The sequence below is a fragment of the Cellulomonas sp. NS3 genome (assembly GCF_024757985.1).
Classification (GTDB): domain Bacteria; phylum Actinomycetota; class Actinomycetes; order Actinomycetales; family Cellulomonadaceae; genus Cellulomonas_A.
The window spans coordinates 12,625-37,519 of sequence record NZ_CP103289.1 but is presented as its reverse complement, the minus strand read 5'-3'; the positions used below and the strand labels follow the sequence as shown (position 1 = coordinate 37,519).

Annotated in this window: 21 protein-coding genes and 3 tRNA genes; 12 read left to right on the top strand and 12 right to left on the bottom strand. The window is 72.8% G+C overall.

Annotated features, from left to right (window positions below; translation table 11 throughout):
* Positions 1 to 23 precede the first annotated feature (23 nt).
* Positions 24 to 914, top strand: coding sequence for a site-specific integrase (locus NXY84_RS00160; protein ID WP_258725131.1), 891 nt, complete (start codon positions 24 to 26; stop codon positions 912 to 914).
* On the top strand, positions 911 to 2,545 hold the full coding sequence (locus NXY84_RS00155) for a transposase (RefSeq protein WP_258725130.1): 1,635 nt from the start codon (positions 911 to 913) through the stop codon (positions 2,543 to 2,545). The genes NXY84_RS00160 and NXY84_RS00155 overlap by 4 nt, the downstream gene beginning before the upstream one ends.
* Before the next feature lie 267 nt (positions 2,546 to 2,812).
* On the opposite strand, the gene NXY84_RS00150 is transcribed toward NXY84_RS00155, so the two are convergent.
* Positions 2,813 to 2,895: transfer RNA gene (locus NXY84_RS00150), tRNA-Leu, on the bottom strand.
* A gap of 334 nt (positions 2,896 to 3,229) precedes the next feature.
* Here NXY84_RS00150 and NXY84_RS00145 point away from each other — a divergent pair.
* Genes NXY84_RS00145 through pknB form a run of 7 tightly spaced genes read left to right on the top strand, consistent with a single transcriptional unit; the run spans position 3,230 to position 12,259 of the window.
* Positions 3,230 to 3,937, top strand: a complete 708-nt coding sequence (locus NXY84_RS00145; protein WP_258725129.1) for an FhaA domain-containing protein — start codon at positions 3,230 to 3,232, stop codon at positions 3,935 to 3,937.
* Between the two features lie 9 nt (positions 3,938 to 3,946).
* Entirely contained in the window at positions 3,947 to 4,453 is a 507-nt protein-coding gene (locus NXY84_RS00140) for an FHA domain-containing protein FhaB/FipA (protein WP_258725128.1), read from the top strand.
* A gap of 7 nt (positions 4,454 to 4,460) precedes the next feature.
* Positions 4,461 to 5,768, top strand: coding sequence for a Stp1/IreP family PP2C-type Ser/Thr phosphatase (locus tag NXY84_RS21700; protein WP_309485034.1), 1,308 nt, complete (start codon positions 4,461 to 4,463; stop codon positions 5,766 to 5,768).
* The gene (locus NXY84_RS00130) at positions 5,768 to 7,261 is read left to right on the top strand and encodes an FtsW/RodA/SpoVE family cell cycle protein (RefSeq protein WP_258725127.1); all 1,494 of its coding nucleotides are present in this window, start codon (positions 5,768 to 5,770) and stop codon (positions 7,259 to 7,261) included. The genes NXY84_RS21700 and NXY84_RS00130 overlap by 1 nt, the downstream gene beginning before the upstream one ends.
* Entirely contained in the window at positions 7,261 to 8,721 is a 1,461-nt protein-coding gene (locus NXY84_RS00125) for a peptidoglycan D,D-transpeptidase FtsI family protein (protein WP_258725126.1), read from the top strand. The genes NXY84_RS00130 and NXY84_RS00125 overlap by 1 nt, the downstream gene beginning before the upstream one ends.
* The gene (locus NXY84_RS00120) at positions 8,718 to 10,235 is read left to right on the top strand and encodes a serine/threonine-protein kinase (RefSeq protein WP_258725125.1); all 1,518 of its coding nucleotides are present in this window, start codon (positions 8,718 to 8,720) and stop codon (positions 10,233 to 10,235) included. The genes NXY84_RS00125 and NXY84_RS00120 overlap by 4 nt, the downstream gene beginning before the upstream one ends.
* A gap of 2 nt (positions 10,236 to 10,237) precedes the next feature.
* On the top strand, positions 10,238 to 12,259 hold the full coding sequence (gene pknB, locus NXY84_RS00115; protein ID WP_309485033.1) for a Stk1 family PASTA domain-containing Ser/Thr kinase: 2,022 nt from the start codon (positions 10,238 to 10,240) through the stop codon (positions 12,257 to 12,259).
* 152 nt (positions 12,260 to 12,411) lie between these two features.
* On the opposite strand, the gene NXY84_RS00110 is transcribed toward pknB, so the two are convergent.
* The 4 genes from NXY84_RS00110 to NXY84_RS00095 are packed head-to-tail and all read right to left on the bottom strand — an operon-like array spanning position 12,412 to position 14,856.
* Positions 12,412 to 13,047, bottom strand: a complete 636-nt coding sequence (locus NXY84_RS00110) for an aminodeoxychorismate/anthranilate synthase component II (protein WP_258725123.1) — start codon at positions 13,045 to 13,047, stop codon at positions 12,412 to 12,414.
* On the bottom strand, positions 13,044 to 13,208 hold the full coding sequence (locus tag NXY84_RS00105; protein WP_258727305.1) for a hypothetical protein: 165 nt from the start codon (positions 13,206 to 13,208) through the stop codon (positions 13,044 to 13,046). The genes NXY84_RS00110 and NXY84_RS00105 overlap by 4 nt, the downstream gene beginning before the upstream one ends.
* Positions 13,205 to 14,011 carry a class E sortase gene (locus NXY84_RS00100; RefSeq protein ID WP_258725121.1) on the bottom strand — a complete coding sequence of 269 codons (807 nt, stop codon included), beginning with the start codon at positions 14,009 to 14,011 and terminating at the stop codon, positions 13,205 to 13,207. Before NXY84_RS00100 ends, NXY84_RS00105 begins: the two co-directional genes overlap by 4 nt.
* The gene (locus NXY84_RS00095; RefSeq protein ID WP_258725120.1) at positions 14,008 to 14,856 is read right to left on the bottom strand and encodes a DUF881 domain-containing protein; all 849 of its coding nucleotides are present in this window, start codon (positions 14,854 to 14,856) and stop codon (positions 14,008 to 14,010) included. The genes NXY84_RS00100 and NXY84_RS00095 overlap by 4 nt, the downstream gene beginning before the upstream one ends.
* A gap of 101 nt (positions 14,857 to 14,957) precedes the next feature.
* Between NXY84_RS00095 and NXY84_RS00090 the strand changes: the two genes are divergently transcribed.
* On the top strand, positions 14,958 to 15,203 hold the full coding sequence (locus tag NXY84_RS00090) for a cell division protein CrgA (protein ID WP_258725119.1): 246 nt from the start codon (positions 14,958 to 14,960) through the stop codon (positions 15,201 to 15,203).
* A 259-nt stretch (positions 15,204 to 15,462) separates the two neighbouring features.
* Here NXY84_RS00090 and NXY84_RS00085 read toward each other — a convergent pair whose 3' ends face one another.
* Both NXY84_RS00085 and NXY84_RS00080 read right to left on the bottom strand, forming a co-directional pair.
* The gene (locus NXY84_RS00085; protein ID WP_258725118.1) at positions 15,463 to 16,326 is read right to left on the bottom strand and encodes a rhomboid family intramembrane serine protease; all 864 of its coding nucleotides are present in this window, start codon (positions 16,324 to 16,326) and stop codon (positions 15,463 to 15,465) included.
* Positions 16,327 to 16,343: 17 nt separating this feature from the next.
* Complete coding sequence (locus NXY84_RS00080) at positions 16,344 to 16,883, bottom strand: peptidylprolyl isomerase (protein ID WP_258725117.1); 540 nt, start codon at positions 16,881 to 16,883, stop codon at positions 16,344 to 16,346.
* 232 nt (positions 16,884 to 17,115) lie between these two features.
* Here NXY84_RS00080 and NXY84_RS00075 point away from each other — a divergent pair, with 232 nt between their 5' ends.
* Both NXY84_RS00075 and NXY84_RS00070 read left to right on the top strand, forming a co-directional pair.
* Positions 17,116 to 18,045 carry a hypothetical protein gene (locus NXY84_RS00075; RefSeq protein WP_258725116.1) on the top strand — a complete coding sequence of 310 codons (930 nt, stop codon included), beginning with the start codon at positions 17,116 to 17,118 and terminating at the stop codon, positions 18,043 to 18,045.
* A gap of 489 nt (positions 18,046 to 18,534) precedes the next feature.
* Positions 18,535 to 21,489: a glycoside hydrolase family 9 protein gene (locus NXY84_RS00070; protein ID WP_258725114.1), complete on the top strand. Its 2,955-nt coding sequence runs from the start codon at positions 18,535 to 18,537 to the stop codon at positions 21,487 to 21,489.
* Positions 21,490 to 21,669: 180 nt separating this feature from the next.
* Here the strand turns inward: NXY84_RS00070 and NXY84_RS00065 are convergent, their stop codons facing one another.
* The 5 genes from NXY84_RS00065 to NXY84_RS00045 form a co-directional block, all read right to left on the bottom strand.
* Complete coding sequence (locus NXY84_RS00065) at positions 21,670 to 22,989, bottom strand: hypothetical protein (protein WP_258725113.1); 1,320 nt, start codon at positions 22,987 to 22,989, stop codon at positions 21,670 to 21,672.
* Between the two features lie 448 nt (positions 22,990 to 23,437).
* On the bottom strand, positions 23,438 to 24,289 hold the full coding sequence (locus tag NXY84_RS00060) for a neutral zinc metallopeptidase (RefSeq protein WP_258725112.1): 852 nt from the start codon (positions 24,287 to 24,289) through the stop codon (positions 23,438 to 23,440).
* A gap of 238 nt (positions 24,290 to 24,527) precedes the next feature.
* Positions 24,528 to 24,603: transfer RNA gene (locus NXY84_RS00055), tRNA-Ala, on the bottom strand.
* A gap of 44 nt (positions 24,604 to 24,647) precedes the next feature.
* On the bottom strand, positions 24,648 to 24,767 hold the full coding sequence (locus NXY84_RS00050; protein WP_211254522.1) for a DLW-39 family protein: 120 nt from the start codon (positions 24,765 to 24,767) through the stop codon (positions 24,648 to 24,650).
* Between the two features lie 21 nt (positions 24,768 to 24,788).
* Positions 24,789 to 24,862 (bottom strand) — tRNA-Ile (locus NXY84_RS00045).
* Positions 24,863 to 24,895 lie beyond the last annotated feature (33 nt).

Genomic DNA, 24,895 nt, shown 5'->3' with positions numbered 1-24,895 from the left:
GCCCGCTCACGCCCGAGCAGGCAGTGGCCGGCTACATCCCCGAGGCGCTGCGCCCCGAGGACTGGGCACCGGTCGCCGAGTTCGCGCGCGCCGTCGCGGTCGACGTGCACCCCGTCGATGACCGCAGAGCCGTCGAGGCGATGCGGACGCTGTCGCAGTTCCTCGTGTGGACCCATCGCGAAGGGCTCCCGCTGGACCGCGAGCAGGTGTTCACCCCGGACGTCGTCAGCCGGTACATCCAGGTCGGCTGCGCCCACCTGTCAGAGCCGTCTCGAGCGACGCGACGCTCCGATCTACGCCGGTTCGGGGCCGCGGTCACGACGAAGGCCCCGTGGGAGCCACCCGAGGAGCGGCTCCGCGCCAACCAGCGCATCGCTCCCTACACCGCCGAGGAGGTCACTCGCTTGCTCGAAGTCGCAGGCCAGCAGCGCACCCCAGTCCAGCGGCGCCGGCTTCAGTCCTTCCTCGCCCTCGGACTCGGCGCAGGCCTGTACCCGCGTGAGACGTGGCGTGTGTCGACCCATGACCTCGTCGAGCGGCACGGGTTCCTGTGTCTTGCCGTGTCCGGTCAGCACGCGCGCGTGATCCCGATCGGCCCACCGCACGACGGCACCCTGCGCGGCATCCGAGAGGACGACCCCGGGTCGTTGATCCTCGGCTACGCCGCTGCTGACTGGGATCGCTCGCGCCTGTCGAAGCTCCTGCAAAACATCGAGCTCCCGTCGGACGCCCCGCGCCTGCGCCTGAGCCGGCTACGTGTGACCTGGGTCAAGGACCACCTCGAGCACGGGGTGCACCTGGGAGAGCTCGCCCGGATCGCCGGCGTCGCGTCGTGGAAGATCTTCGGCCACGTGATGCCGTTCATGGCCCCGCAGCCCGAGCACGAGGTGTTCGCCTCGATGGTGCGGCGATGAAGCGCCGCACCATCGAGGCCAGGCCCATGACCTCGTCTACCGGTGTCAGCCGCGTGGTCTACACCCCACCCGTGTTGTCCACCGCACAGAAGGTCAGGCGAGCCCGAGCCTGGGCCGATCGCGAGGTGGTCAACCGGCTCGTCGTGTCCCGGACCCGCACGGTCGGTCGTCACCGCGCACTGCCACTGGATGCGGTTGCGGCGGCGATGATGCTGCACGCTCTCGGGCGTCCGCCGGCGATGACGATCGCCGGCGTCACGCGGACGTTGTGGTCGATGTCGCCGAGCGAGAGGTTCGCGCTCGGCTTCCCGCCGGGGAGCGTGGTGCGGTACCGATGCGTCCTGTCCGGGTTCCACGCCTTGACGGAAGCGATGGGAGCGGGCTTCTCTGTGGGTCACAACCACGAGCTGACCGCGGACGAGGCGACCGGTGAGGTCGACGACTGCCCCGACGGATGTCCCTTCACCGCCGCGAGCCTGGATGAGGTCGCCACAGGCCTGGTCCAGGCGAGCATGCCGTCCGCTTGGACGCCACCAAGCGTCGTGGCCATCGACGGCACCGACATCGAGTCCGCCTACCGGGCCCGCGCCCAGAGCCCCGCGGCGGACGCCCACGATCGGCGTGCCGCTGACAGGGACGCGCGCTGGGCCAAGCGCACCAGCACGGACCGGCGGCCCACCGAGCTCTACTTCGGCTACGAGGCGCACATCGCGACCTACGCACCCGAACCCGCCGGAGAACCGCTCCCTCAGCTGGCCGCCGGCCTCGCCCTGCGCCCGGGAGTCCGGGACCGCGCGGGTGCCGCTCTGGGGATTCTCGATGCCCTGCGGGGCGTCAACGAGGTCCTGCTCGACCGCGGCTACACGACCTCACGCGCGGTGAACCTCGCGCGGCCGCTACGCGAGCGCGGGATCACGATGACCATGGACCTGCACTCCAGCCAACGCGGCGTGCGCCCCGGCCCGATCACCGGGTCACTGTGGATTGACGGCGCGCTGTACTCCGACGCGTTGCCCGATCCCCTCCGACACCTCGAGCCGCCCAAGATCGGCGAGAGCGCCGCCGAGAAGGCCCGCGCCCGCGAGCTGTTCGACAAGCGGGACGCCTACCGGTTCACCCCGCTAACCCGTCGGCGCGACGAACGCGGCAGCCAGCGGTGGAAGGGACCCGCCCTCGCCGGGCACCTGCGCTGCCCGAACACCCCGGCGTCGATGCGGCTGGGACGACACCTGCCCACCGCTCGCTGCGTTCGTGGGGGCGCGTGCGCCTGTGGGAAGACGGTCACGGTGCGCGACTCCGAGCTCGAGCGCGACCGCCAGCCGCTGGCGTGGCAGTCGACTCGGTGGGCGCTGTCGTTCAACCGTCGTAGCCTCATCGAAGGGCTCAACGCTCAGCTGCGCTACCAGGTCCGCAACGTCAACCGCGGCTACTTCCGCGTCCCCGGACTGATCGCCACCACCCTGCTCCTGGCGATCACCCTCGCAGCGCACAACGTCGACCGGCTCCACGGCTGGCACCTCGCCCGGCACCTGCCCGACCCCTGGCAGGTCGAGCTCGGCGAAGAGCCGTCCACCGTGCCCCTCGACCGCCACACCTGGACCCGAGGTCGCCGCAGGCCCTTCCGCGAGTAGAGCGGCCGAGCACCAGCCACTGACCACCTCGGCCAGCCACCGGGGTACGCGAACCACCACGCCGGCGTCAGCGTGCCCGCGCAGCATCTCGTATAGCCCAAACCGCCACACCGAGCCCTGTCGAGGCCCCTCGACAGGGCTCGGCGGCGTCCGCGAGCGCCGCCGAACCGCCCAACGCGCCCCGGGAAGCGCGAAAACTCCCGGCCAGAGACTCTGACCGGGAGTTTCGGTACCGCTCAGGCGGTTCTTTTCGGAACCACCCACCTGTGCGCGAGGGGGGATTTGAACCCCCACGCCCTTTCGGACACTGGCACCTGAAGCCAGCGCGTCTGCCGTTCCGCCACTCGCGCGCGCCGCAGAACGTTATCACGGTCGGACCACGCCTCGGCACCGCCCCACCCGACCGCCCGGACGACCCGACACACGCCCAGCCGACCCACCCCCACACCCCATCGCAGCCCCACGAACACGCCCCCATCACCACATCCACCCCCCAGATCCCGAACGACTCGACAGGATCAGCCCTGCGAACCCGCCCCGAGGCCCCCACCGTGGATACGATCAAGGCCGATACCGGATCCCGGCCCGCCCGCGCACCCCCCACGGCACGTGAGCACCGCCGCCCCGGCACACCTGGACGCAGCAACGACCGCAGCACGACCGACGCACGAGGGAGGTGAGGGCGTGGGCATCCTCGACAAGTTCGAGCACGGCGTGGAACGGGTCGTGAACAACGCCTTCGCCAAGGCGTTCCGCAGCGAGGTCAAGCCGGTCGAGCTCGCGAGCGCACTGCGCCGCGAGGTGGACGACCGCGCGGCCGTCGTGGACCGGGACCGCACCGTGGTGCCGAACGAGTTCACGATCGAGCTGTCCCCCGACGACCATGCGCAGGTCGACGCGTGGGGTGCGGAAGCGCTGGCCGACGAGCTCGCGGCGAACGTCACGGACCACGCGGCGAGCCAGCGCTACGCGTTCGTCGGGCCCGTGACCGTGTCTTTCAGCGAGCACGACGACCTCGAGACGGGCCGGTTCCGGATCCGCAGCGCGACGGTGCGCGGCGCGGTGGCCCCGGCTGCGGCGGCAACCCCGAGCACGCGCCACCCGCTCGTCGACATCGACGGCCAGCGCTACCTGCTGACCGGCCCCGTCACCGTGATCGGCCGCGGCTCGGAGGCGGACATCATCGTCGACGACCCGGGCGTGTCCCGGCGGCACCTGGAGATCCGCGTCGGGTCGGACGGGGTCGTCGCGAGCGACCTCGGGTCGACGAACGGGCTGTACGTCGAGGGCCACCAGGTCCCGGCGGCGACGCTCCTCGACGGCAACACCCTCACGATCGGGCGCACGCGCATCATGTTCTGGACGGGCGCGTCCGATGACCGGGACGAGTGAACGGCCGGTATGTCTGAGCTGACGATCACCCTCCTGCGTCTCGGCTACCTGGTCCTGCTCTGGCTGTTCGTGGCCTCGGCGATCGGGGTGCTGCGGCGCGACCTGTACGGGACGAAGATCGTCGACCGCCGGGGCCGCTCGAAGGGCCCGGCGTCGGTGGCGCCCGGCCAGACCGCCCCGCCCAAGGCCCAGAAGAGCCAGCCGCAGGGCAAGCCCGCCAAGAGCGCCCCCACCCGCCTGGTCGTGACCGAGGGCCCGCTGCGCGGCACGACCATCCCGCTCGGCGTGTCGTCGGTCCTGATCGGCCGCGCGCCGTCGTGCACGCTCGTGCTCGACGACGACTACTCGTCGTCCCGGCACGCCCGGATCTTCCCTCAGGAGGGCGGCTGGTTCGTCGAGGACCTGGGGTCGACGAACGGCACGTTCCTGGGCGACAAGAAGGTCGAGCAGCCGACGCCCGTGACCCCGGGGGCGCAGGTCCGCGTGGGTCAGAGCGTCCTCGAGCTGCAGAGGTAGCGCCGCCGTGAGCATCGCGCTGCGGTACGCCGCACGGTCCGACGTGGGTCTCGTCCGCTCCAACAACCAGGACTCGGCGTACGCCGGGCCGCACCTGCTCGTCGTCGCGGACGGCATGGGCGGGCACGCGGGCGGCGACGTCGCGTCGTCGGTCGCGGTAGCGGCGTTCGCCCCGCTCGACGGGGAGTCGCACGGGCCCGACGACGCGCTCGACGAGCTCGAGCACGCGCTGGACGCGGCGCGCGACGAGATCGTGGCGCGCACGCAGGCCGACCCCGAGCTGAGCGGCATGGGCACGACCGTCACGGCGATCCTGCGCGCGGGCAACAAGCTCGCGATGGTCCACCTCGGCGACTCCCGCGGCTACCTGCTGCGCGACGGCGTGCTGAGCCAGGTCACGACCGACCACACGTTCGTCCAGCACCTCGTCAACACCGGCAAGATCACGCCCGAGGAGGCCGAGCACCACCCGCAGCGCTCCGTCGTCATGCGGGTGCTCGGCGACTTCGACCCGGACGTCGCGCCGGACCTGTCGGTGCGCGAGGCGCGGCCGGGCGACCGCTGGCTGCTGTGCTCCGACGGGCTCTCGGGCTTCGTGAGCGCCGACACGATCGCGGAGACGCTCCTGGGCCTCTCGGACGTCGACGTGTGCGCGGACCGGCTCGTGCAGCTCGCGCTGCGGGCGGGCGGCGGCGACAACGTGACGGTCGTGGTCGCGGACGTGGTCGAGCTCGACGACGTGCCCGACGGCGGCGGACCGACGACCGCGGCGAGCGTCGTGGGCTCGGCGGCCACCTCCCGGCACCGCCCCACGTCCGCGGCGGACTCCCCCTCGGCGCGCGCGGCGACGCTCGCGAAGAAGGTCGCGGCCGCGCAGGCAGCCGGTGACGCCGACGAGCACGGAGACACAGCCGGGCTTCTCCCGAGCGCCGGCGCGGGCACCGACGAGGACGACGACACCGACGAGGTCGACCCGCGCCGCCGCCGGCGCATCCGCGTCATCGGCTGGTTCCTGTCGCTGCTGCTGCTCGCGGTGCTCGGCGTCGCGGGCTACCTCGGCTACCAGTGGACGCAGACCCAGTACTTCGTCGGCGCGGAGGGCGGGGACGTCGTCATCTACCGCGGGATCCCGCAGAGCCTCGGCCCGATCGCGCTCTCGACCGTCGCGGAGCGCGGGGACGCGCGCGTCGACGACCTGCCCCCGTACGTCCGCGAGCGCCTCGACCAGAACATCCAGTCCGACTCGCTCGACGACGCCCGGCACCGGGTCCAGCTGCTCGAGCAGTCCGCTCGTGAGAACGCGGCGACGGACTGATGGCCACCATCCAGCCGCATCGGGTGCGCCCGGGGCGCGGCGTCGAGCTCGCGCTGCTCGTGCCCGCCCTGCTCCTCGGCCTCGCCGCGTACGCGCTCACGGGCCTCGGCGTGACCGGGGAGCTCCCGGGGAACGTCGTCGGCTACGGCGTCGGCATGGCGGCCCTCGCGCTCGGCCTGCACGTGGTGCTGCGCTGGCGCGCGCCGTACGCGGACCCGGTGATCCTGCCCGTGGCGATCGCGCTCAACGGGATCGGCCTGGCGATGATCTACCGCGTCGACCTCGGGATGGTCGCGCGCGGTCGCGAGCAGGACTTCGCGACGCGGCAGCTCGGGTGGACGACGGTCGCGCTGCTGCTGGCCGCCGGGGTGCTCGTCGTGCTCCGGGACCACCGCACGCTGCGCCGCTACACGTACACCGCGATGGTCGTCGGCCTGCTGCTCATCGTGCTGCCGCTCATCCCGGGCCTGGGCGCCGAGATCAACGGCGCGCGCATCTGGATCCGCTTCGCCGGCTTCTCGCTGCAGCCCGCCGAGATCGGCAAGCTCGTGCTCGCGGTGTTCTTCGCGGGCTACCTGGTGACGAACCGCGACACGCTCGCGCTCGCCGGGCCCAAGGTCCTCGGCCTGCAACTCCCCCGCATCCGTGACCTCGGCCCGCTCGTGCTCGCGTGGGCCGTGTCGATCAGCGTGCTCGTGCTCGAGCGCGACCTCGGGACGTCGCTGCTGTTCTTCGGGCTCTTCGTGGCGATGCTCTACCTCGCGACGGAGCGCACCAGCTGGGTCGTCATCGGCCTCGGGCTGTTCCTCGGCGGCGCGGTGCTCGCGGCGACGACGTTCGGGCACGTGGCCGCGCGGTTCGACGTCTGGCTGAACGCGCTCGACCCCGAGATCTACAACCGCGCCCCCGGGGGCTCGGGACAGCTCGTCGGCGGGTTGTTCGGGCTGGCGGGCGGCGGGCTGTTCGGCACCGGCTGGGGCAAGGGCCGCCCCGACCTCGTGCCGTACGCGGAGTCGGACTTCATCGTCGCGTCGCTCGGCGAGGAGCTCGGCCTGACCGGGCTGCTCGCGATCCTCCTGTGCTACCTCGTGCTCGCGGAGCGCGGCCTGCGCACGGCCATCGGGGTGCGCGACGGCTTCGGCAAGCTGCTCGCCGGCGGTCTCGCGTTCGTCGTCGCGTTCCAGTGCTTCATCGTCGTCGGCGGCATCACGCGGATCATCCCGCTGACCGGCCTGACGACCCCGTTCCTCGCGTACGGCGGCTCGTCGCTGCTCGCGAACTGGATCATCGTCGCGCTCCTGCTCCGCATCTCCGACGACGCGCGCCGGCCGGCCCCCGACCTCGTCCTCGGCCCGCCGCCGGGCACGACGACGGCGCCGCTGCCCGTGCGCACGCCCGGCTCCTCGCGCGCCGGGGCTCCCCGTCGCGAGGGCGAGCCCGAGCCGAGCGCCGACCCGACCGAGCGCATCGCCGGCCCCGGGGGGGTGCGCTGATGAACACCCCGCTGCGCCGCCTCGCGACCGTCGTCGTCGGCATGTTCGTCGTCCTCATGGGCGGCGCCACCTGGGTCCAGTTCGTGCAGGCCGACAAGCTCAACAACGACGGGCGCAACGTCCGGACGCTGTACCGCGAGTTCGGCCGGGCGCGCGGGCCGATCGTCGTCGCCGGCGAGGCGATCGCGTCGTCCGCCCCGGTCGACGACGCGTTCAAGTACCAGCGCAGCTACGCGAACGGCGAGCTCTACGCGCCCGTGACCGGCTTCTACTCGATCGTGCACCGCGGGACGATGCTCGAGCAGGCCGAGAACGACGTGCTCAACGGGCAGGCCGACTCGCTGTTCCTCTCGCGCCTGCAGGACCTCATCACCGGCAAGCAGCCGCAGGGGTCGTCGATCGAGCTGACGATCAACCCGGCGGCGCAGCAGGCCGCGTGGGACGCGCTCGGGGACCAGCGCGGCGCCGTCGTCGCGCTCGACCCGTCGACCGGCGCGATCCTCGCGCTCGTGTCGAAGCCGTCCTTCGACCCGAACCAGCTCGCGACGCACGACTCCGCCGCAGCGAACGCGGCGTACCAGGCGCTCCTGGCGGCCGAGGGCAACCCGCTCGAGAACAAGGCGATCCAGGGCCCCACGTACCCGCCGGGCTCGACGTTCAAGCTCATCACCGCCGCGGCGGCGCTCGAGTCGGGGCGCGCGACGCCCGAGTCCGTGCTCACCGCGCCCGACGAGCTCGCCCTCCCCCAGACCAGCGCGACGGTCAAGAACTACGGCGGCTCCTCGTGCGGCTCGGGCGGGCAGACGACGCTCGCCGACGCGCTGCGCGTCTCGTGCAACACCGCGTTCGCCCAGCTCGGGCTCGACCTCGGGGCGGACGCGCTGCGCGAGCAGGCCGACAAGTTCGGCTTCGACAACGACGAGCAGTACGTGCCGATGAAGGTCGCGCCGAGCCGCTTCCCGGACGAGGTCAACGCCCCCAACACGGCGTTCTCGGCGCTCGGGCAGTACTCGGTCACGGCGACGCCGCTGGAGATGGCGATGGTGTCGGCCGCGATCGCGAACGAGGGCGAGCTCATGGAGCCGTACCTCGTGCAGACGGTCCGGACCGCCGACCTCGACGTCGTCCGCGAGGCGGACCCGAGCCGGATGTCCCAGGCGGTCTCCCCCACGACCGCCGCCGCGCTGCGCGACATGATGGTCGGCGTCGTCGAGAACGGCTCCGGCAAGGCCGCCCAGATCTCGGGCGTGCAGGTCGCCGGCAAGACGGGCACCGCGCAGACCGGTCGCGAGGACGAGTCGCCGCACGCCTGGTTCACCTCGTTCGCCCCGGCCGACGCCCCGCGCGTCGCCGTCGCGGTCGTCGTCGAGAACGGCGGCGCGGTCGGCAACGAGGCGACCGGCGGCAAGGTCGCCGCGCCCGTCGCGAAGGCCGTCATCGAGGCGGTGCTGGGCCAGTGAGAGCAGCAGCGGGCGTGGTGCTCGGCCAGCGGTACCGCCTCGTGCGGGAGATCGCCGTCGGCGGCATGGGTGAGGTGTGGGTCGCGCACGACGAGTCCCTCGCGCGCGACGTCGCCATCAAGGTGCTCCGCGAGGAGTTCGCGGGCGACCCCAACTTCCTGTCCCGGTTCCGTACCGAGGCCCGCAACTCCGCGGCGCTCTCGCACCAGAACATCGCGCAGCTCTACGACTACGGCGAGCAGGAGGGCTCCGCGTTCCTCGTCATCGAGCTCGTGCTCGGGGAGCCCATGAGCGACCTGCTCGAGCGCGAGCCCGTGCTGCCCCCGCGCAAGCTGCTGCCGATCCTGGCGCAGACCGCCCGGGCGCTGCACCACGCGCACGACGCCGGCGTGGTGCACCGCGACGTCAAGCCCGGCAACATCCTGCTCGGGCGCGGCGGACGCGTGAAGATCACCGACTTCGGGGTGTCGCTCGCGACGAACCAGGTGCCGATGACGGCGACCGGCATGGTCATGGGCACCGCGCAGTACCTGTCGCCGGAGCAGGCCGTCGGGCAGCCCGCGACGCCGCACTCCGACCTGTACTCGCTCGGGATCGTCGCGTACGAGGCCCTCGCCGGGAAGCGCCCGTTCACGGGCCCGACGGCGGTCGACATCGCTGTCGCGCACGTCAACGCGCCCGTGCCGCCGCTGCCCGCCGCGATCGACAAGCGGCTGGCCGGCATCGTGCTGAGCCTGCTCGCGAAGGACCCGCGCGACCGCCCGCCGTCGGCCGCGCAGCTCGCGCGCATCCTCGACGAGATGGTCGAGCGCACGCCCGCGACCGGCGTCGCCGTCGTCGTCCCCGCCCGCCGCTCCTCGGGTCGCGGGGGGACGACGATGATCGCCCCCGGCTCGGACGTGCGCGTCGCACCCCCCACGCAGCAGCCCGGGCCCCGCCGCGCCGCCCCGCCGCCCGCGGGGCGCGCCGCGCCGCCGGCACCCGCCGCCGCGAAGTCCCCCGCCGCCCCTGCGTCGATCCCGCCGCCCGCACCGCACGGGCACCTCGGCGACGACGACGGGCACCCGCCGTCGTACCCGCCGCGCCGTGAGCTCCGCGACGCGACCGAGGTCCGGCGCACCGCGGGCACCCACCGCGCGCCGACCCGCGCCGGGTGGATCACCTCGACCACGACCGGCACCCGGCTCGGGAAGCTCGGCCGCCTGACCTGGCCGCTCGTCGTGCTGATCCTGCTGGTCGTCGCGCTCCTGGGGGCGGCCCTGGCCGATAGGCTCACCGGCGCCGAGGGCGGCTCTCCCCCGGGCGAGCCCGTGCTGGGCGCGACCGGCACGACGAGAACGACGACGACCGTCACGGCCCCGGCGACCGGGACCGGCGCGGCTGCCGGCACCCCCACGGCAGCCGTCCGCCCCGGATACGCTCTCCGGGACGGCCTCGATGGGATGATCACGGAACGTGCGCGGGTTGCCGACGGGGCAGCAGGCACGTGGACGACGACAGCGAAGGACGCCTAGTGGTGGACGACGGATCCCGGATCCTCGGAGGACGGTACGAGGTCGGTGAGCTGATCGGCCGCGGCGGCATGGCCGAGGTGCACATCGGCCACGACACGCGGCTCGGACGGACCGTGGCGATCAAGGTCCTGCGCTCCGACCTCGCACGCGACCCCTCGTTCCAGGCACGCTTCCGCCGCGAGGCCCAGGCCGCCGCGTCGCTGAACCACCCCGCGGTCGTCGCGGTCTACGACACCGGCGAGGACCTCGTCACCGAGCCCTCGGGCGTCGTCGCGCACGTGCCGTTCATCGTCATGGAGTACGTCGAGGGCCACACGGTCCGCGACATCCTGCGCGACGGCAACGCGGTCCCCATCGAGGAGGCCGTCGAGATCACGGCCGGCGTGCTCTCGGCTCTGGAGTACTCCCACCACGCGGGCATCGTGCACCGCGACATCAAGCCCGCGAACGTCATGCTGACCCCGACCGGCGCGGTCAAGGTCATGGACTTCGGCATCGCGCGCGCCGTCGCGGACTCCGCGGCGACCATGACCCAGACGCAGGCGGTCATCGGCACCGCGCAGTACCTGTCCCCGGAGCAGGCGCGCGGCGAGACCGTCGACACGCGCTCCGACCTGTACTCGACGGGCTGCCTGCTGTTCGAGCTGCTGACCGGGCGCCCGCCGTTCGTCGGCGACTCCCCCGTCGCCGTGGCGTACCAGCACGTCCGCGAGGCCGCCCCGGCGCCCAGCATGTTCGCCGCGGACGTCCCCGACTCGCTCGACCGGATCACGCTCAAGGCCCTCGCCAAGGACCGGGACTCCCGCTACTCGACGGCCGCCGAGTTCCGCACCGACCTCGAGGCCGCCGCGCGCGGGGGCCACGTCGGCGCTCCCCCGGTCGGTGCGCTCGTGGCCACCGGCGCGAACGACGACGCGACGCAGGTGTTCGGCGCCGCCGGCCCGGCGACGACGCAGGTCGTGGCCACCGGCCCCGCACCGTGGGCGCCGACCGGCCCGGGCACGACCGTGCTGCCCCCCACGGGCGCCGCGACCGGCGCCGCCGCCGAGGAGGACGAGCCGAAGAAGAAGCGCTGGCTGCTGTGGACGCTCATCGCGGTCGCGGTGCTCGCCGTCGCGGGGATCATCGCGCTCATCGCGTCGAACGCGAACCGGGAGGCCGAGCCGGAGACGGTCACGGTCCCGGCGATCGTCGACATGCCCGCACCCCAGGCCAAGGTCGAGATCGAGGGCGCCGGCCTCGTGTGGGCCCAGGAGGAGGTCGCCTCCGACACGATCGCCGAGGGCAACGTCGTCTCGAGCGACCCGGCGAGCGGGGAGCCGGCCGAGAAGGACTCGACGGTGACGGTCCAGGTCTCGACCGGACCCGACACCGCGACGGTCCCCGACGTCACGGGCCTGACCCAGGACGCGGCGCGCGCCCAGATCGAGGGCGCCGGCCTCACCGTCGGCTCCATCACGCCCGAGGACAGCGCCGCGTTCCCCAAGGACCGGGTCACCAAGACCGACCCCGCCGCGAACGCCTCGACCAAGGCCGGGTCCGCCGTCACGGTGTTCATCGCGAGCGGCAATGTGGTCGTCCCCGAGCTCGTCGGGCAGCCGCAGGGCGAGGCGGAGAAGGCGCTCGCCGACCTCAGCCTGAGCTCGACGACCGCCGAGGTCGAGACGAACGAGCAGCCTCCCGGCACGGTCGTGAGCCAGAGCCGGGCCGCGGGCGACCTCGTCCCGCAGAACTCGTCGGTGCGCCTCGAGGTGGCCGTCGCGCCGACCGCGCTGCTCATCCCCGACGGTCTCGTCGGTCAGTCCTGGGACCAGGCGAGCCGCACGCTCTCCGGCCTCGGGCTGCAGCCGCAGCGCCGCGACGTCGACAGCGACCAGCCGAAGGACACGGTCATCAAGACCGACCCGACGCGCGGCGACGAGGTCGAGCCGGGGTCGGTCGTCGTCGTGGACGTCTCGCGCGGGCCGCGCAACGGCCAGCCGAACCCCACGCCGACGGTGCCGGCGCCGGGAAACAACGGCTGACCCACCGGCGCGTCCTCGACGCGAGGTCCGCACACGACCCGCGAGGGTTCGGAGCCTTCGTCGCGCTGCGGTGCGTGATGCGGTGGCACGACGCCGGTACGCGCCGGCCCGGAGCCGCGCGGACGCAGCCCTGTCCCCGGGAGGGCCGGTCTCTACGACCGCACGAGCGGGTTCAGCCCCTCGGACCGGGCGACGGCGTCGGCGTCCCCGCAGACGGCCAGCCAGTTCGCGAGCAGCCGGTGCCCGCCTTCGGTCAGGACGCTCTCGGGGTGGAACTGCACGCCGTGCAGCGGCAGCGTGCGGTGCTGCAGACCCATGACGACGCGCCCGTGCGCGGACCCGACCTCGGCGGTGACCTCGAGCTCGTCGCTCACCGTGCCGTCGACGACCGCGAGCGAGTGGTACCGCGTCGCGGTGAACGGCGTCGGCAGGCCCGCGAGGACGCCCGTGCCGTCGTGCTCGACGAGGCTCGTCTTGCCGTGCATGAGCTCGGGCGCGTGCGTGACCGTGCCGCCGAAGACCTCGCCGAGCGCCTGGTGCCCGAGGCAGACCCCGAGCATCGGCGTCGCGCTCTCGGCGCAGTCCCGGATGACCTGCATGCTCGACCCGGCCTCGGCCGGGGTGCCCGGCCCGGGCGAGATCAGCACGCCGTCGAACCCGGTGCGCTCCTCGACCGGCGGGACGGCGTCGTTGCGCACGACGACCGTCTCCGCGCCGAGCTGGTTCAGGTAGCCCACGATCGTGAAGACGAACGAGTCGTAGTTGTCGACCACCAGGATCCTGGTCATCCCTCACCCACAGTCGTGTCGTTGAACGGCATGAACGGCGCGATCGCCGGGAACACCCACAGGAAGCACGCGGCGAGCACGGCCAGGGCCGCGGCCGTGAGGATCACGACGCGCACCGGCGCCGGGCCCGGCAGGTGCCGCCACAGCCATCCGTACATCATGCGCCTCCGAGGAGTTCGGCCGGGATGCCGTCCGCGACGGGTGCCCAGTAGTCGAGCGTCCCGTGCACGATGAACCGCTCGCGCGCGGAGAACATCGGGTGGCACGTGGTCAGGGTGATGAACCGCTCGGTCGGCGCGGCACCCGGGTCGCCGGGGACGGGGGCGACGACCTCGGTCTGCGCGGGCGTGACGATCTCGGTCGACGTCACGCGGTACACGTACCAGGTGTCGGCGGTGCGGACCACGAGCGGGTCGCCGGCCTGGAGCTCGGCGACCCGGTTGAACGGCTTCGCGTACGTGGTGCGGTGGCCGGCCATCGCGAAGTTGCCGACGGCGCCGGGCATCGCGGTCCCCGGGTAGTGGCCGATGCCGAGCACGTCGAGCACGCTGTCGCGCTCGACGCCCTGGCTGATCGGGCGCTCGGGCTCGCCGACCCACCGCGGCACCTGGATCGTCGCGAACGTCGTCGCGTGGTCGGGCTCGGCGGCGACGGGCGGCTCGTCGCGGCGCGGCGCCGCGACGACGGGACCGACGGGCTCGGTCGGCCCCTCGGTCGCGCCCGGCGTCGGGGCCGTGGGCGCGACGTCCCAGTCGAGCTCCTGGACGATGTCCGCCTGCGCGCGGTTGCCGACCACGTCGGTCCACCACAGCTGCCAGACGAGGAACGCGAGCAGCAGCACACCGAGCGTGATGAGCAGCTCGCCGAGGACGCCGAGGAGCCCGAACGCCGCCGAGCGGCCGCGCGACGACGTGCTCGAACGGCTGTGCCGGGGGTTCGACCGGGTCGGGGCCTCGACGCTCACGCGGAGTCCTCCGCCCGCGCCGCGCGGTCCTGCTCGTCGTCGCGCGCGTCGTCGCCGTCCCGCGCGTCGGCGGTCCCGCCGTCGGGCAGCCCGGGCAGCACCTCGGTGCCCTCGGGGACGCGCGCGTGCTCGAGCTCGGTCGCGCCCTCGTACGCGGGCAGGGTCAGCGGGTCCGACGCGACGGTCACGGACCAGCCGAGGCCGACCGCGTCGACGTAACGCAGGTAGTTCTGGATCTCCGGGGACGCGTAGAGCGCGCGGCGCAGCGCGGCGGGGTCGCCGACGGCCCGCACCACGTACGGCGGCGAGTACGGCTGGCCGTGCAGCGAGAGCACGTTGCCGATGCACTGGAACGCGCTCGTCGAGATCACCCGCTGGTCCATGAGGCCCATCGCCTCGGCGCCACCCGCCCACAGCGCGTTGATGACCGCCTGGAGGTCCTGCTGGTGCACGACGAGGTCGTCGGGGCGGACCGACGTGGGCCGCGCGGCGTCCGCCGGGGCGTCCTCGAGCTCGACGATCAGCCCGGGCCCGGTCACGGGCACGAGGCCGGCCTCGAGCTCCGCGGCCGGTGCCAAGGGCTCGATCACGATGCCGTCGAGCTCGGCCTGGGCGGCCGTGAGGCGCTCGACGTCCGAGCGCAGCGTCGCGACCTCGTCGAGCAGGACGCCGAGCCGGCGCTCCTCGACCTGGGCGAGCCCGGCGAGGTCCTGCGGGTGCCGCTCCCCCGTCGTCCGGGCCAGCCGCGCGTTCGCCGCGAACAGGGCCCCGGCCAGCGCGAGGACGAGCGCGACGGACAGCGTGCCGCGCGCGGCACGGGCAGCACGGTGCGGGTGGTCGGGCACTCGTGCTCCTCTCCGGCGATCTCGCCACTACGCTAAGCCACATTCTGGCGGGTCGGTGCCGACGTGCCCCGGCCTGCCGTACCGCTGGAACAGGAGCAGCCGTGCCCGAGTCGAAGAACCGCAAGAAGGCGGCCTACACGCCGCCGCCCGCCGCAAGCGGCCCCCAGGTGAGCCCGCGGTGGCTGGTGCCCGTGATGCTCGGCCTGATGATCCTCGGCCTCGTGTGGATCGTCGTCACGTACATCATGCGTTCGGAGTACCCCGTCCCGGGCATCGGGCAGTGGAACCTCGCGATCGGCTTCGCCCTGATCCTCGCGGGCTTCGCCCTCACGACGCGCTGGCGCTGAGCCTCTAGGCCTCGCGGCCCGACGGAGGTGTGCGTCGGCGGCCCGCGTCGCCCTCGACAGGTCGGCGGGCGACGTTCCCCACGAATGCCCCATCCGTCCCCACGCACGCGACCGGAACCCACAGGCAGATCCTCGGTCATAGGACGTTTTCAGCGCCCTGACCTGCGGCAACGTGTTCTTCGTCCCCAGCGGTGGACATCTCTGTGGACAACTACACAGGTGTAATTCACCACCTGTGCGGAACGTTGGGGAAATCGGGTCAGACCAGGGCGTACTTCGCGAACGCGAGCCCCACGAGGAGCAGCCCGACCAGCACAGGGGCACCGACGGTGACGGCGGTGCGCCGCTCCCGCGGGGCGTAGGCGAAGGCCGCGGCGAGCGCGGCGCCGACGACGAGCCCGCCGAGGTGGGCCTGCCACGCGATGTCGGGCAGCACGAAGCCGATGACGATGTTCAGGCCGATCACCACCGCGATGCCGCGGACGTCCCGCCGCATCCGGCGCATCACGACGAACACCGCGCCGAACAGCCCGAAGACGGCGCCCGAGGCGCCCACGGTGAGGGTGTACCAGGACTGCTCGAGCGGCGACGCGAGCAGCAGCACGCCGACCGAGCCGGCCACGGCGCTCAGGCCGTACAGAGCCGCGAACCGTGCGCGGCCGAGGGCCTGCTCGAGGAACGGACCGACCATCCACAGCGCGAGCATGTTGAAGACGATGTGGATGACGCCGGCGGGGGAGTGCAGGAACGCGACCGTCAGGAACCGCCACGGCTCGACCTCGCCGGCCGCCGGCCAGAACGCCCACCGCAGCGTCCACTCGGAGCTGACCTGCTGGAGCACGTAGCTCACGACGCACACCGCGATGATGGCGATCGTCACGACCGGGCGGCCGGCGCGGACCGTCCCGCCGAAGATCGTCCGGTTCGCGGGCGTCGCGCGCGCGGCCTCGGCGACGCAGTCGACGCACTGGACGCCGACGGCAGCCTGCCGCTGGCACTCGGGGCACGTCGGACGGCCGCACCGCTGGCAGCGCACGTAGGACACACGGTCCGGGTGACGCGGGCAGACGGGCGGACCCTCGGGCGGGCCGGTGGGCGCAGCGGCAGGCTGGTCGGCGCTCATGCGGGGATCGGGACCGCTCAGTCCTCGATCGTGACCGAGCTGATGACGACGTCCTCGACAGGGCGGTCGCCGCGGCTCGTGGGCGTCGCGGCGATCGTGTCGACGACCTTGCGGCTCGCGTCGTCCGCGACCTTGCCGAAGATGGTGTGCTTGCCGTTCAGGTGCGGCGTCGGGACGACCGTGACGAAGAACTGCGAGCCGTTGGTGCCGCCGGTCTTGCCGGTGATCGGGTCGCGGCGCAGGCCGGCGTTCGCCATCGCGAGCAGGTACGGCTCGCCGAACTGCAGCTCGGGGTGGATCTCGTCGTCGAAGCTGTAGCCCGGGCCGCCCGTGCCGGTGCCGAGCGGGTCGCCGCCCTGGATCATGAAGCCGGGGATCACGCGGTGGAAGATGACGCCGTCGTACAGCGGCGCGCTGCTCTCCGCGCCCGTCTTCGGGTCCTTCCACGCCTTGCTCCCGGTCGCGAGGCCGGTGAAGTTCTCCACCGTCTTCGGCGCGTGGTTCGGGAAGAGCTCGATCCGGATGTCACCGGCGGTCGTGTGCAGTGTCGCGAACATGCCGCCCATCTTCCCACGCAGCGGCGCGCCTGCGCGGGGAGCGGGCAGCCGCCCAGGCGTGCCCTCGCGGGGGCGAGCACGAGCGCGCTAGGGGTACGCCGGCGGCGAACACCCAGGCCAGGACCGCGGCCGCGGCGGCGCCCGTTCGGGCCCGGGACCTGCGTGTCGACCGGTCTGGTGGCAGAGTGTGGGGCTAACGCAGCCGACCCAGCCGCAGAACCGGGGAGTGGACATGACCTTCGCCATCCGACGCCCGAATCTCGAGTCCGTGGACACGGACAAGCTCAAGCTCCAGGCCGCAGAGAAGGCGGCTGTGCTCGCCGCCGCCGCGAAGGTCCAGGCCGCCGAGGCAGCCGGACAGGCCGCAGGAGTCGCCGCGCACGCCAAGGAGTGGGGCACGCCCAAGGCCGAGGCCGCGCTCGAGTGGATCGTGCCGCGCATCGAGCACCTCTACAAGGAGAGCCTCAAGGCCGCCGTCCCGCGCGTGGAGCGCGCCGCCGAGGCCGCGTCGCCCGCGATCGACACCGCGCACGACAAGCTCGTCGACGAGCTCATCCCGAGCGTCGTCGCCGCCGTGAACGCCGCCGCCGTCAAGGCGGGCGCCATCGCGGAGAAGGCCGCCGAGGCCACCGCACCGCAGAAGTCGCATCGCGGGGCGAAGATCTTCTGGATCCTCGCGGGCGTCGCCGGTGCCGGGGCGGCGTTCGCCGCGTGGACCCGCTCGCGCGCGCAGACCGACCCGTGGGCCGAGCCGTGGGAGCCGACGTCGGCCGACACGTCGAGCAACGGGCTCCGCACCCGGGCGCACGATGCCCGTGAGGACCTCACGGACCGCGTGGGCGGCGCCGCGGAGGCCGTCGGCGAGGCGGCGGGCGTGACGGTCGCGAAGAGCCGCGAGGCGGCGCAGCGGGCGGCCGAGAAGGTCACCGAGGCGCGCGAGGACCTCACCGAGAAGGTCAGCGAGGCCACGAAGAAGGCGACGACGCGCCGCTCGGCGTCGAAGAAGCCCGACGCGGGCCTCGGCGGCGCGGACGAGGAGCTGACGGACACGACGGCCGTCGCTCCGATCGTCCCGGCGACGGGCGAGATCCCCGACCCGGTGGTCGAGACGGCGCCCGACCGCACGGGCGACGAGGACCGGACGGACCGCGGGACCCTCTGACCCCGTACTGACCAGCGCGCCCCCGACAGCATCGGGACGGCCTCCACCGGCCGTCCCCGGGCCACGAGTCCGCCGCCCGGCCCTGCAGAGCACTGCGGGCCGAGCTGCGGACTCGTGGCACGTCCGGGCAGGTCAGCGGCGTGGTGCCCGTGCAGGTCACGGAGCTGCTCGTTCGAGCCGACGGGTGGGTCCGTGCGCGGCCGCCCGCTCCCCACGTGCCCGGACGACCGCCGTGAGGGCGCCCGCGCTACGCTCGCCGCGCCTGGCCCGAGCCCGTGCCCCGCTGTCGATGCGCGGGAGCATTCGGCTAATCGTTTAGGCGGTTGACGCCGTCGTCGCCCCCTCCGGACGATGCCGGAGGCGGACCGCCCGCGAACAGCTCCGGGTGGCGTTCACGCGCGGGCGTGGAGAGAGGGACGGCGCGGATCCCGCCGGACCGGGCACGACGACGTGCCCACCCGTTTCTCCAGTGCCGAAGAAAGGGATCCCATGTCTCGCCTCGCCCCGGCGCACGACGCCCCGGCCCCAGCGCCACGCGGCCGGCGTCGCCGCGCCGTGGTCGCCGGCTCCGCCACCGTCGCGCTCGCCGCAGGTGCGCTCGTCGCGCCGATGCTCACGACCACCGCGGCCGCCGCCCCCGACTTCAACTACGCCGAGGCGCTGCAGAAGTCGATGTTCTTCTACGAGGCGCAGCGCTCGGGCGACCTGCCCGCGAGCAACCGCGTCTCGTGGCGCGGTGACTCGGGCCTGGCCGACGGCTCCGACGTGGGCAAGGACCTGACCGGCGGCTGGTACGACGCGGGCGACCACGTGAAGTTCGGCCTGCCGATGGCGTTCACGTCGACGATGCTCGCGTGGGGTGCCCTCGAGAGCCCGGCCGGCTACACCAGGGCGGGCCAGCTCGACGAGATCAAGGACAACCTGCGCTGGGTCAACGACTACTTCGTCAAGACCCACACCGCCCCCAACGAGCTCTACGTGCAGGTCGGCAACGGCACGGACGACCACAAGTGGTGGGGCCCCGCCGAGGTCATGACGATGGCCCGGCCGGCCTACAAGATCACCGCCGCCTGCCCGGGGTCCGACGCCGCGGGGGAGACCGCCGCGTCGCTCGCCGCCGCCTCGATCGTGTTCAAGACGGACGACCCGACGTACTCCGCGAAGCTCCTCACGCACGCCAAGCAGCTCTACTCGTTCGCCGACACCTACCGCGGCAAGTACTCCGACTGCGTCACCGACGCCGCGTCGTACTACAAGTCGTGGTCCGGCTACCAGGACGAGCTCGTCTGGGGGGCGTACTGGCTCTACAAGGCCACCGGTGACGCGACCTACCTCGCCAAGGCCGAGAAGGAGTACGACGGGCTCGGCGTCGAGAACCAGACGACCACGCGCAGCTACAAGTGGACCGTCGCGTGGGACGACAAGTCCTACGCCGCGTACGCGCTGCTCGCGATGGAGACCGGCAAGCAGAAGTACGTGGACGACGCGAACCGCTGGCTCGACTACTGGACCGTCGGCGTCAACGGCGCCAGGATCAACTACTCGCCGGGCGGCCAGGCCGTGCTCGACACCTGGGGCTCGCTCCGGTACGCCGCGAACACCTCGTTCGTCGCGCTGGTCTACTCCGACTGGATCACGGACGCGACCCGCAAGGCGCGGTACCACGACTTCGGCGTCCGGCAGATCAACTACGCGCTCGGCGACAACCCGCGCAAGTCCAGCTACGTCGTCGGCTTCGGCGCCAACCCGCCGCAGAACCCGCACCACCGCACCGCGCACGGCTCGTGGCTCGACTCGCTGACCAACCCGGTCAAGACCCGGCACGTGCTCTACGGCGCGCTCGTCGGCGGGCCCGGCTCCGCGAACGACGCCTACACCGACGACCGCGGGGACTACGTCGCCAACGAGGTCGCGACCGACTACAACGCCGGCTTCACCAGCGCGCTCGCGCGGCTCGTCGAGGAGTACGGCGGCACGCCGCTCGCGAGCTTCCCGACGGCCGAGGTGCCCGACGGCGACCAGTTCTTCGTCGAGGCCAAGCTCAACCAGCCGCAGACCGGGATGTTCACCGAGGTCAAGGCCATCATCCGCAACCAGTCGGCGTACCCGGCGCGCAGCCTCACGAACGCCAAGCTCCGCTACTGGTTCACGCTCGACCCCGACGAGCCGGCCTCGAACATCAAGGTCACGACGAACTACACCGAGTGCGGGACGAACCCGCCGGCCGTCGTCGCCGCGGGCGGCTCGCTGTACTACGCCGAGATCGACTGCACCGGGCGCAACATCTACCCCGGCGGCCAGTCGCAGCACCGCGCCGAGATCCAGTTCCGGGTCGCGGGCGGCCCGACGTGGAACGCCGCCAACGACCCGTCGTTCGCCGGCCTCGCCTCCGGCACGGCCGACCCGGTCAAGACCAAGGCGATCACCCTGTACGAGGGCGGCACGCTGATCTGGGGCACCGAGCCCGGCGACGTCGTCGAGCCCGACCCCGACACCACGGCGCCGTCGGTCCCCGGCACGCCGGTCGCGTCGTCCGTCACCGGCACGTCCGCGACGCTCTCGTGGACGCCGTCCACGGACACGGGCGGCAGCGGGCTCGCCGGCTACGAGGTGTACCGGGTGCAGGGGACGACGGCCACGCGCGTCGCCACCACCACGACGCCCGGCTACGCGCTCACCGGCCTCACGCCCGACACGGCGTACACCTACGCGGTCGCCGCGAAGGACACGGCCGGCAACGTCTCGGCGCGCGGCACCGCCGTGACGTTCCGGACGACGGGCGTCATCGTCGACCCGGGCCCCGACACGACCGCCCCGACCGTCCCGGCGGCCCTCACCGCGGCCGGCGTGAGCGCCACCGGCGCGACCCTGACCTGGACCGCCTCGAGCGACCCGAGCAACGGTCAGGACCACGTCAGCGGCGTCGCCGGCTACGACATCGGCCGGGTCTCCGGCACCGCGACGACCGTCGTGGCCTCGTCCACCGGCCCGACGCACGCCCTGACGGGCCTCACGGCGTCGACGGCGTACCAGTACGCCGTGCGGGCCAAGGACGGCGCGGGCAACGTCTCCGCGTGGAGCGCGCCGGTGTCGTTCACGACCACGAACGGCACCACCACGCCGCCGTCGTCGTGCAGCGTGAAGTACACCGCCAACACGTGGGGCTCCGGCTTCACCGGCGCGGTGCGCATCACGAACACGGGCTCCGCGGCGCTCAGCTCGTGGACGCTCGCGTTCGCGATGCCCGCCGGGCAGACCGTGACGCAGGGCTGGAGCGCGACCTGGTCGCAGACCGGCACCGCCGTCACCGCCAAGAACGCCGCCTGGAACGGCTCGCTCGCCGCGGGCGCGTCGATCGAGGTCGGCTTCAACGGCACGCTCACCGGCACGCACGTCGCCCCGACCACCTTCACGGTCAACGGCGCGGCCTGCACAGTCGGCTAGACCTGGCGTCCGCGTCAGGATCACGCCGGCGCGGGCGGCAGCACACAGCGGAGGGCCGCTCCCGGGACTCACCCCCGGGAGCGGCCCTCCGTGGTGTGAGGATGCGTCACGGCCACCGGTCGCGTCCAGCGGCAAGAGCCGACGGGGTGAGCCGGACGGACCCCGAGCAGCTCCCGCACGTCACGGGTTCTCGAGCAGGAAGTCGCGGAGCGCGGCCTCAGCCTCCCGGGATCCGGGACGCAGGTGCTGGTGAGGCTCCCCGATCTCGTGCCCGCGCTGGAGCCACTCCATGAACTCCCGGCGCCGTTCGACGTCGGGCAGCCGTCCCCTGAGCCAGCCGGACTCCTGGAGCTCGGACTTGTTGCCGTCGCTGATCCGTGTACGGCGCGGCATGTCCTCGTACTCGTCGTGGTCGTCGTCATGACCGCCACCACGACGACCGCCGCGTCCGGACATCGACATGAGCCCGCCGCTGGCGATGCCCACCTCCCCGGCCACCGCGACCGGCACCGTGTCGACCGCGATCATCACGAGCTCTCCGTTGCGCCCCGCGAAGACGAAGCCCGACAGCGCGGGCGGTGGACCGCCGCCGCCCGCGGCCGGCGCGATGCGACGCGTGAGGAGCAGGATCAGGGCGTCGACCGAGAGGCCGGCGACGGCGTGCGAGAACTCCATGCCTGCCGCGTCGAGGTCCGCCTCCGTCGTCGCATTCCGCGCTGCCGCAAAGCCCATGAGGTGGTCGATCGCACGCAGCAGCGCGACACCCGTGAAGACGACGGTGAGCAGGATCGCCACGTCCGCCGCCCAGCCGACGGGCGTGACCTGCGACGCCCCGAAGGCGATGAGGAACGACACGACGGCGACGACAAAGGTCTCCGGTGTGAACACCTGAAGGAGCCTCTCGCGCAGTGCCGTGTCGATGCGGGCGCGCGCGAAGGCCTCGATCATCCGCTCGGTCGGCGTCATCGCGGCGATCTGCTCCGGTGTGAGGCCTGTCGCAGCGGGCACAGATCCTTGTGCCGGACCCGCGGACGTCGTGCCTGTGCTGCTCGTGGGGCCGACGGTGGAGGCCCGCGGCTCGCCGGGGGCCGTGAGCTGGGCGACCTGGGACCCCGGTCCGACGTTGGGGTTGCCGGTGGCGCCGAGGTGCAAGTAGGACACCTGCTCGTCGGTGAGAGCGGCGAGCCTGCTGGCGATGTCGTCGCGACTGAACCCGTTGAGGAGCTCGGCCGCCGTCCGATAGTCGCCGGTGGAGTCAGCGGAGCGCAGCGCTGACTGGTACCGCTCGTCCAGCGTGCCCGCGCTGTCGACGTCCTGACGTTGCACAACGGAGTGCGCCGCGACCAGTCGACTCACAGCCCCGTTCCCGGCGCTGCGCTGCAGGTGCGTCATGCCCCTGGGCCCGGAGAGGTCACGGCTGAGGCCGACCACCCGGACCCGGCCCGGCACATGGTCGCCCTCCGCACCCGTCCGGCCGGCGGTACCGCGCACGGAAGACACGCCCAGAAGGCTCGAGACCGTAGCCGTGTCCGACGTCGCGGGCGCCGGAGCGCGTGCGACGTGGGCGGACACGGTCGTCGCGGAGCGGCGCACGTCCACTGCATCTCGGTCGGCGGGCATACGCAGCCTTCCCCTGGTTCGCTCCAGCGAACCAAGCGATCGCGGCACCAGCAACGCTCGGAGAGCGGATCTGCTCGCCCGGACACCCACGAGTGCCCGAAAGGGGTAGCTGCGATCGTCGAGGGCCGCAGTGGCTGGGTGCACGCCCGATGTACCCGCCGAGGCTGCTGGGCAGCCTGGCCAGGGGAACGCGTCCAGTGCTGCACCTCGTGGCCAGAGCCGCTTCGCGGTGGTGGCGAGAACGGCACGGACCTGCGGTGAGCTCAGAGGCTCGAACCCTCAACCCCCTGCTGGCACAGCGTCGGCGGCGTGGTCCGAGGCATGGGGACTACTGCTGGGCCTCGACGACCCAGTCCTCCGCCGGAGCGGGGTAGCACGTGCCGGCGCCACCCTCGTAGCCGTCCGCGAAGGCCCGGGTGCGCTCGAAGCCTGTGCCGTGCGCCTGGGGGTCGGTGAACGGGGTGCCGGGGACGTCACGGGCGGCGAAGACCGCCAGCGTCGCCTCGTCGAGGTCACCGGCCTCCAGCAAGCCCTGCTCCTGCACGTCCCTCGCCCACGCCCCGGCGAAGCAGTCCGCCTGGAGCTCCCGGAGGACCCCGAGCTGCTCCTGCTCCGGGAGGCGGAACTGCATGGCGTGGCCGTACTCGTGGGCGAGGACGAACGCCGCAGCGAAATCACCGGAGGAGACGTAGAAGGGGATCATCAGGCCGGTCTCGTCCCAGGCAATGAAATCCCCGGCCGGGCAGTAGAAGGCGTTCTCGGCCGGTGCCTCCTGGTCGCCACAACGGGGCCCGGGCTCCTGCTCGGGACGGTAGTACACGAACTGGGTGGGACGGGTGTACGAGGCATCGAAGGTGGCGGGGAGCTCACGGGCCCAGAACTCGTCCAACGAGGCGATCACACCCTCGAGGGTCGCCTGGTACTCGTCGTACACGAAGGCGGTGTTGGTGTCGGTCCGGATGGCCTGCGTCTCGGCCGGCGGGTCCTCACCGAAGACCCCGGTCTCCTCGGCGTTCTCAGCCTGCGCCTCCTCGACGGCGGACTTGATGTCGTCGACGATCTCCTGGGCTCGGGCACGGTTGGTGCCGTCGCCGATGGTGGTGTCGAACCCGCACCCCGTGAGGGCGAGAGCGACAGCGACGACCAGCACGACCGGCCGCAGACGGGACAGGGAAGGCACGGGAACCTCCAAGGGCGGGTGCGCTAGCGGGAGGGGGTGCACGAAGGGGGGCTGCACGAAGGAGCAGAGCTCTCACCGGGAGTCTGCCGCAGAACGTGCTGCTTCACCCCCGGAGCGGGGGGACACGGGGGTCATCCGCGCGACACCCTGTGGCAGGGGAACGACGACCACCCCTGCAGAAAGCCGCGCACGTGACACAGCACAGGCCCTCTCCGACACACGGAAAGGGCCTCACCACTGGTGGAGCCAAGGGGACTCGAACCCCTAACCCCCTGCTTGCAAAGCAGGTGCGCTACCAATTGCGCCATGGCCCCTGGGTGGAACCACCGGACCGGGGTCCGGCTGCCGCGGGGGAGGACTACTCGAAGGTGTCCGTGACCTCGGCCCACAGGTCCCGCTCGTCGCGGTCCTGCGTGTACCGCTGCCAGGCGTAGAACCCGGCTGCGGCGACCGCCGCGAGGAGAAGCACCTTCTTCATGGATCCCCCACGGGTCGGGAGTGGGCCTAACAGGACTTGAACCTGTGACCTCTTCCTTATCAGGGAAGCGCTCTAACCGTCTGAGCTATAGGCCCGTGCGCGCACCGTCAGGACGACGGGGTGCGCCG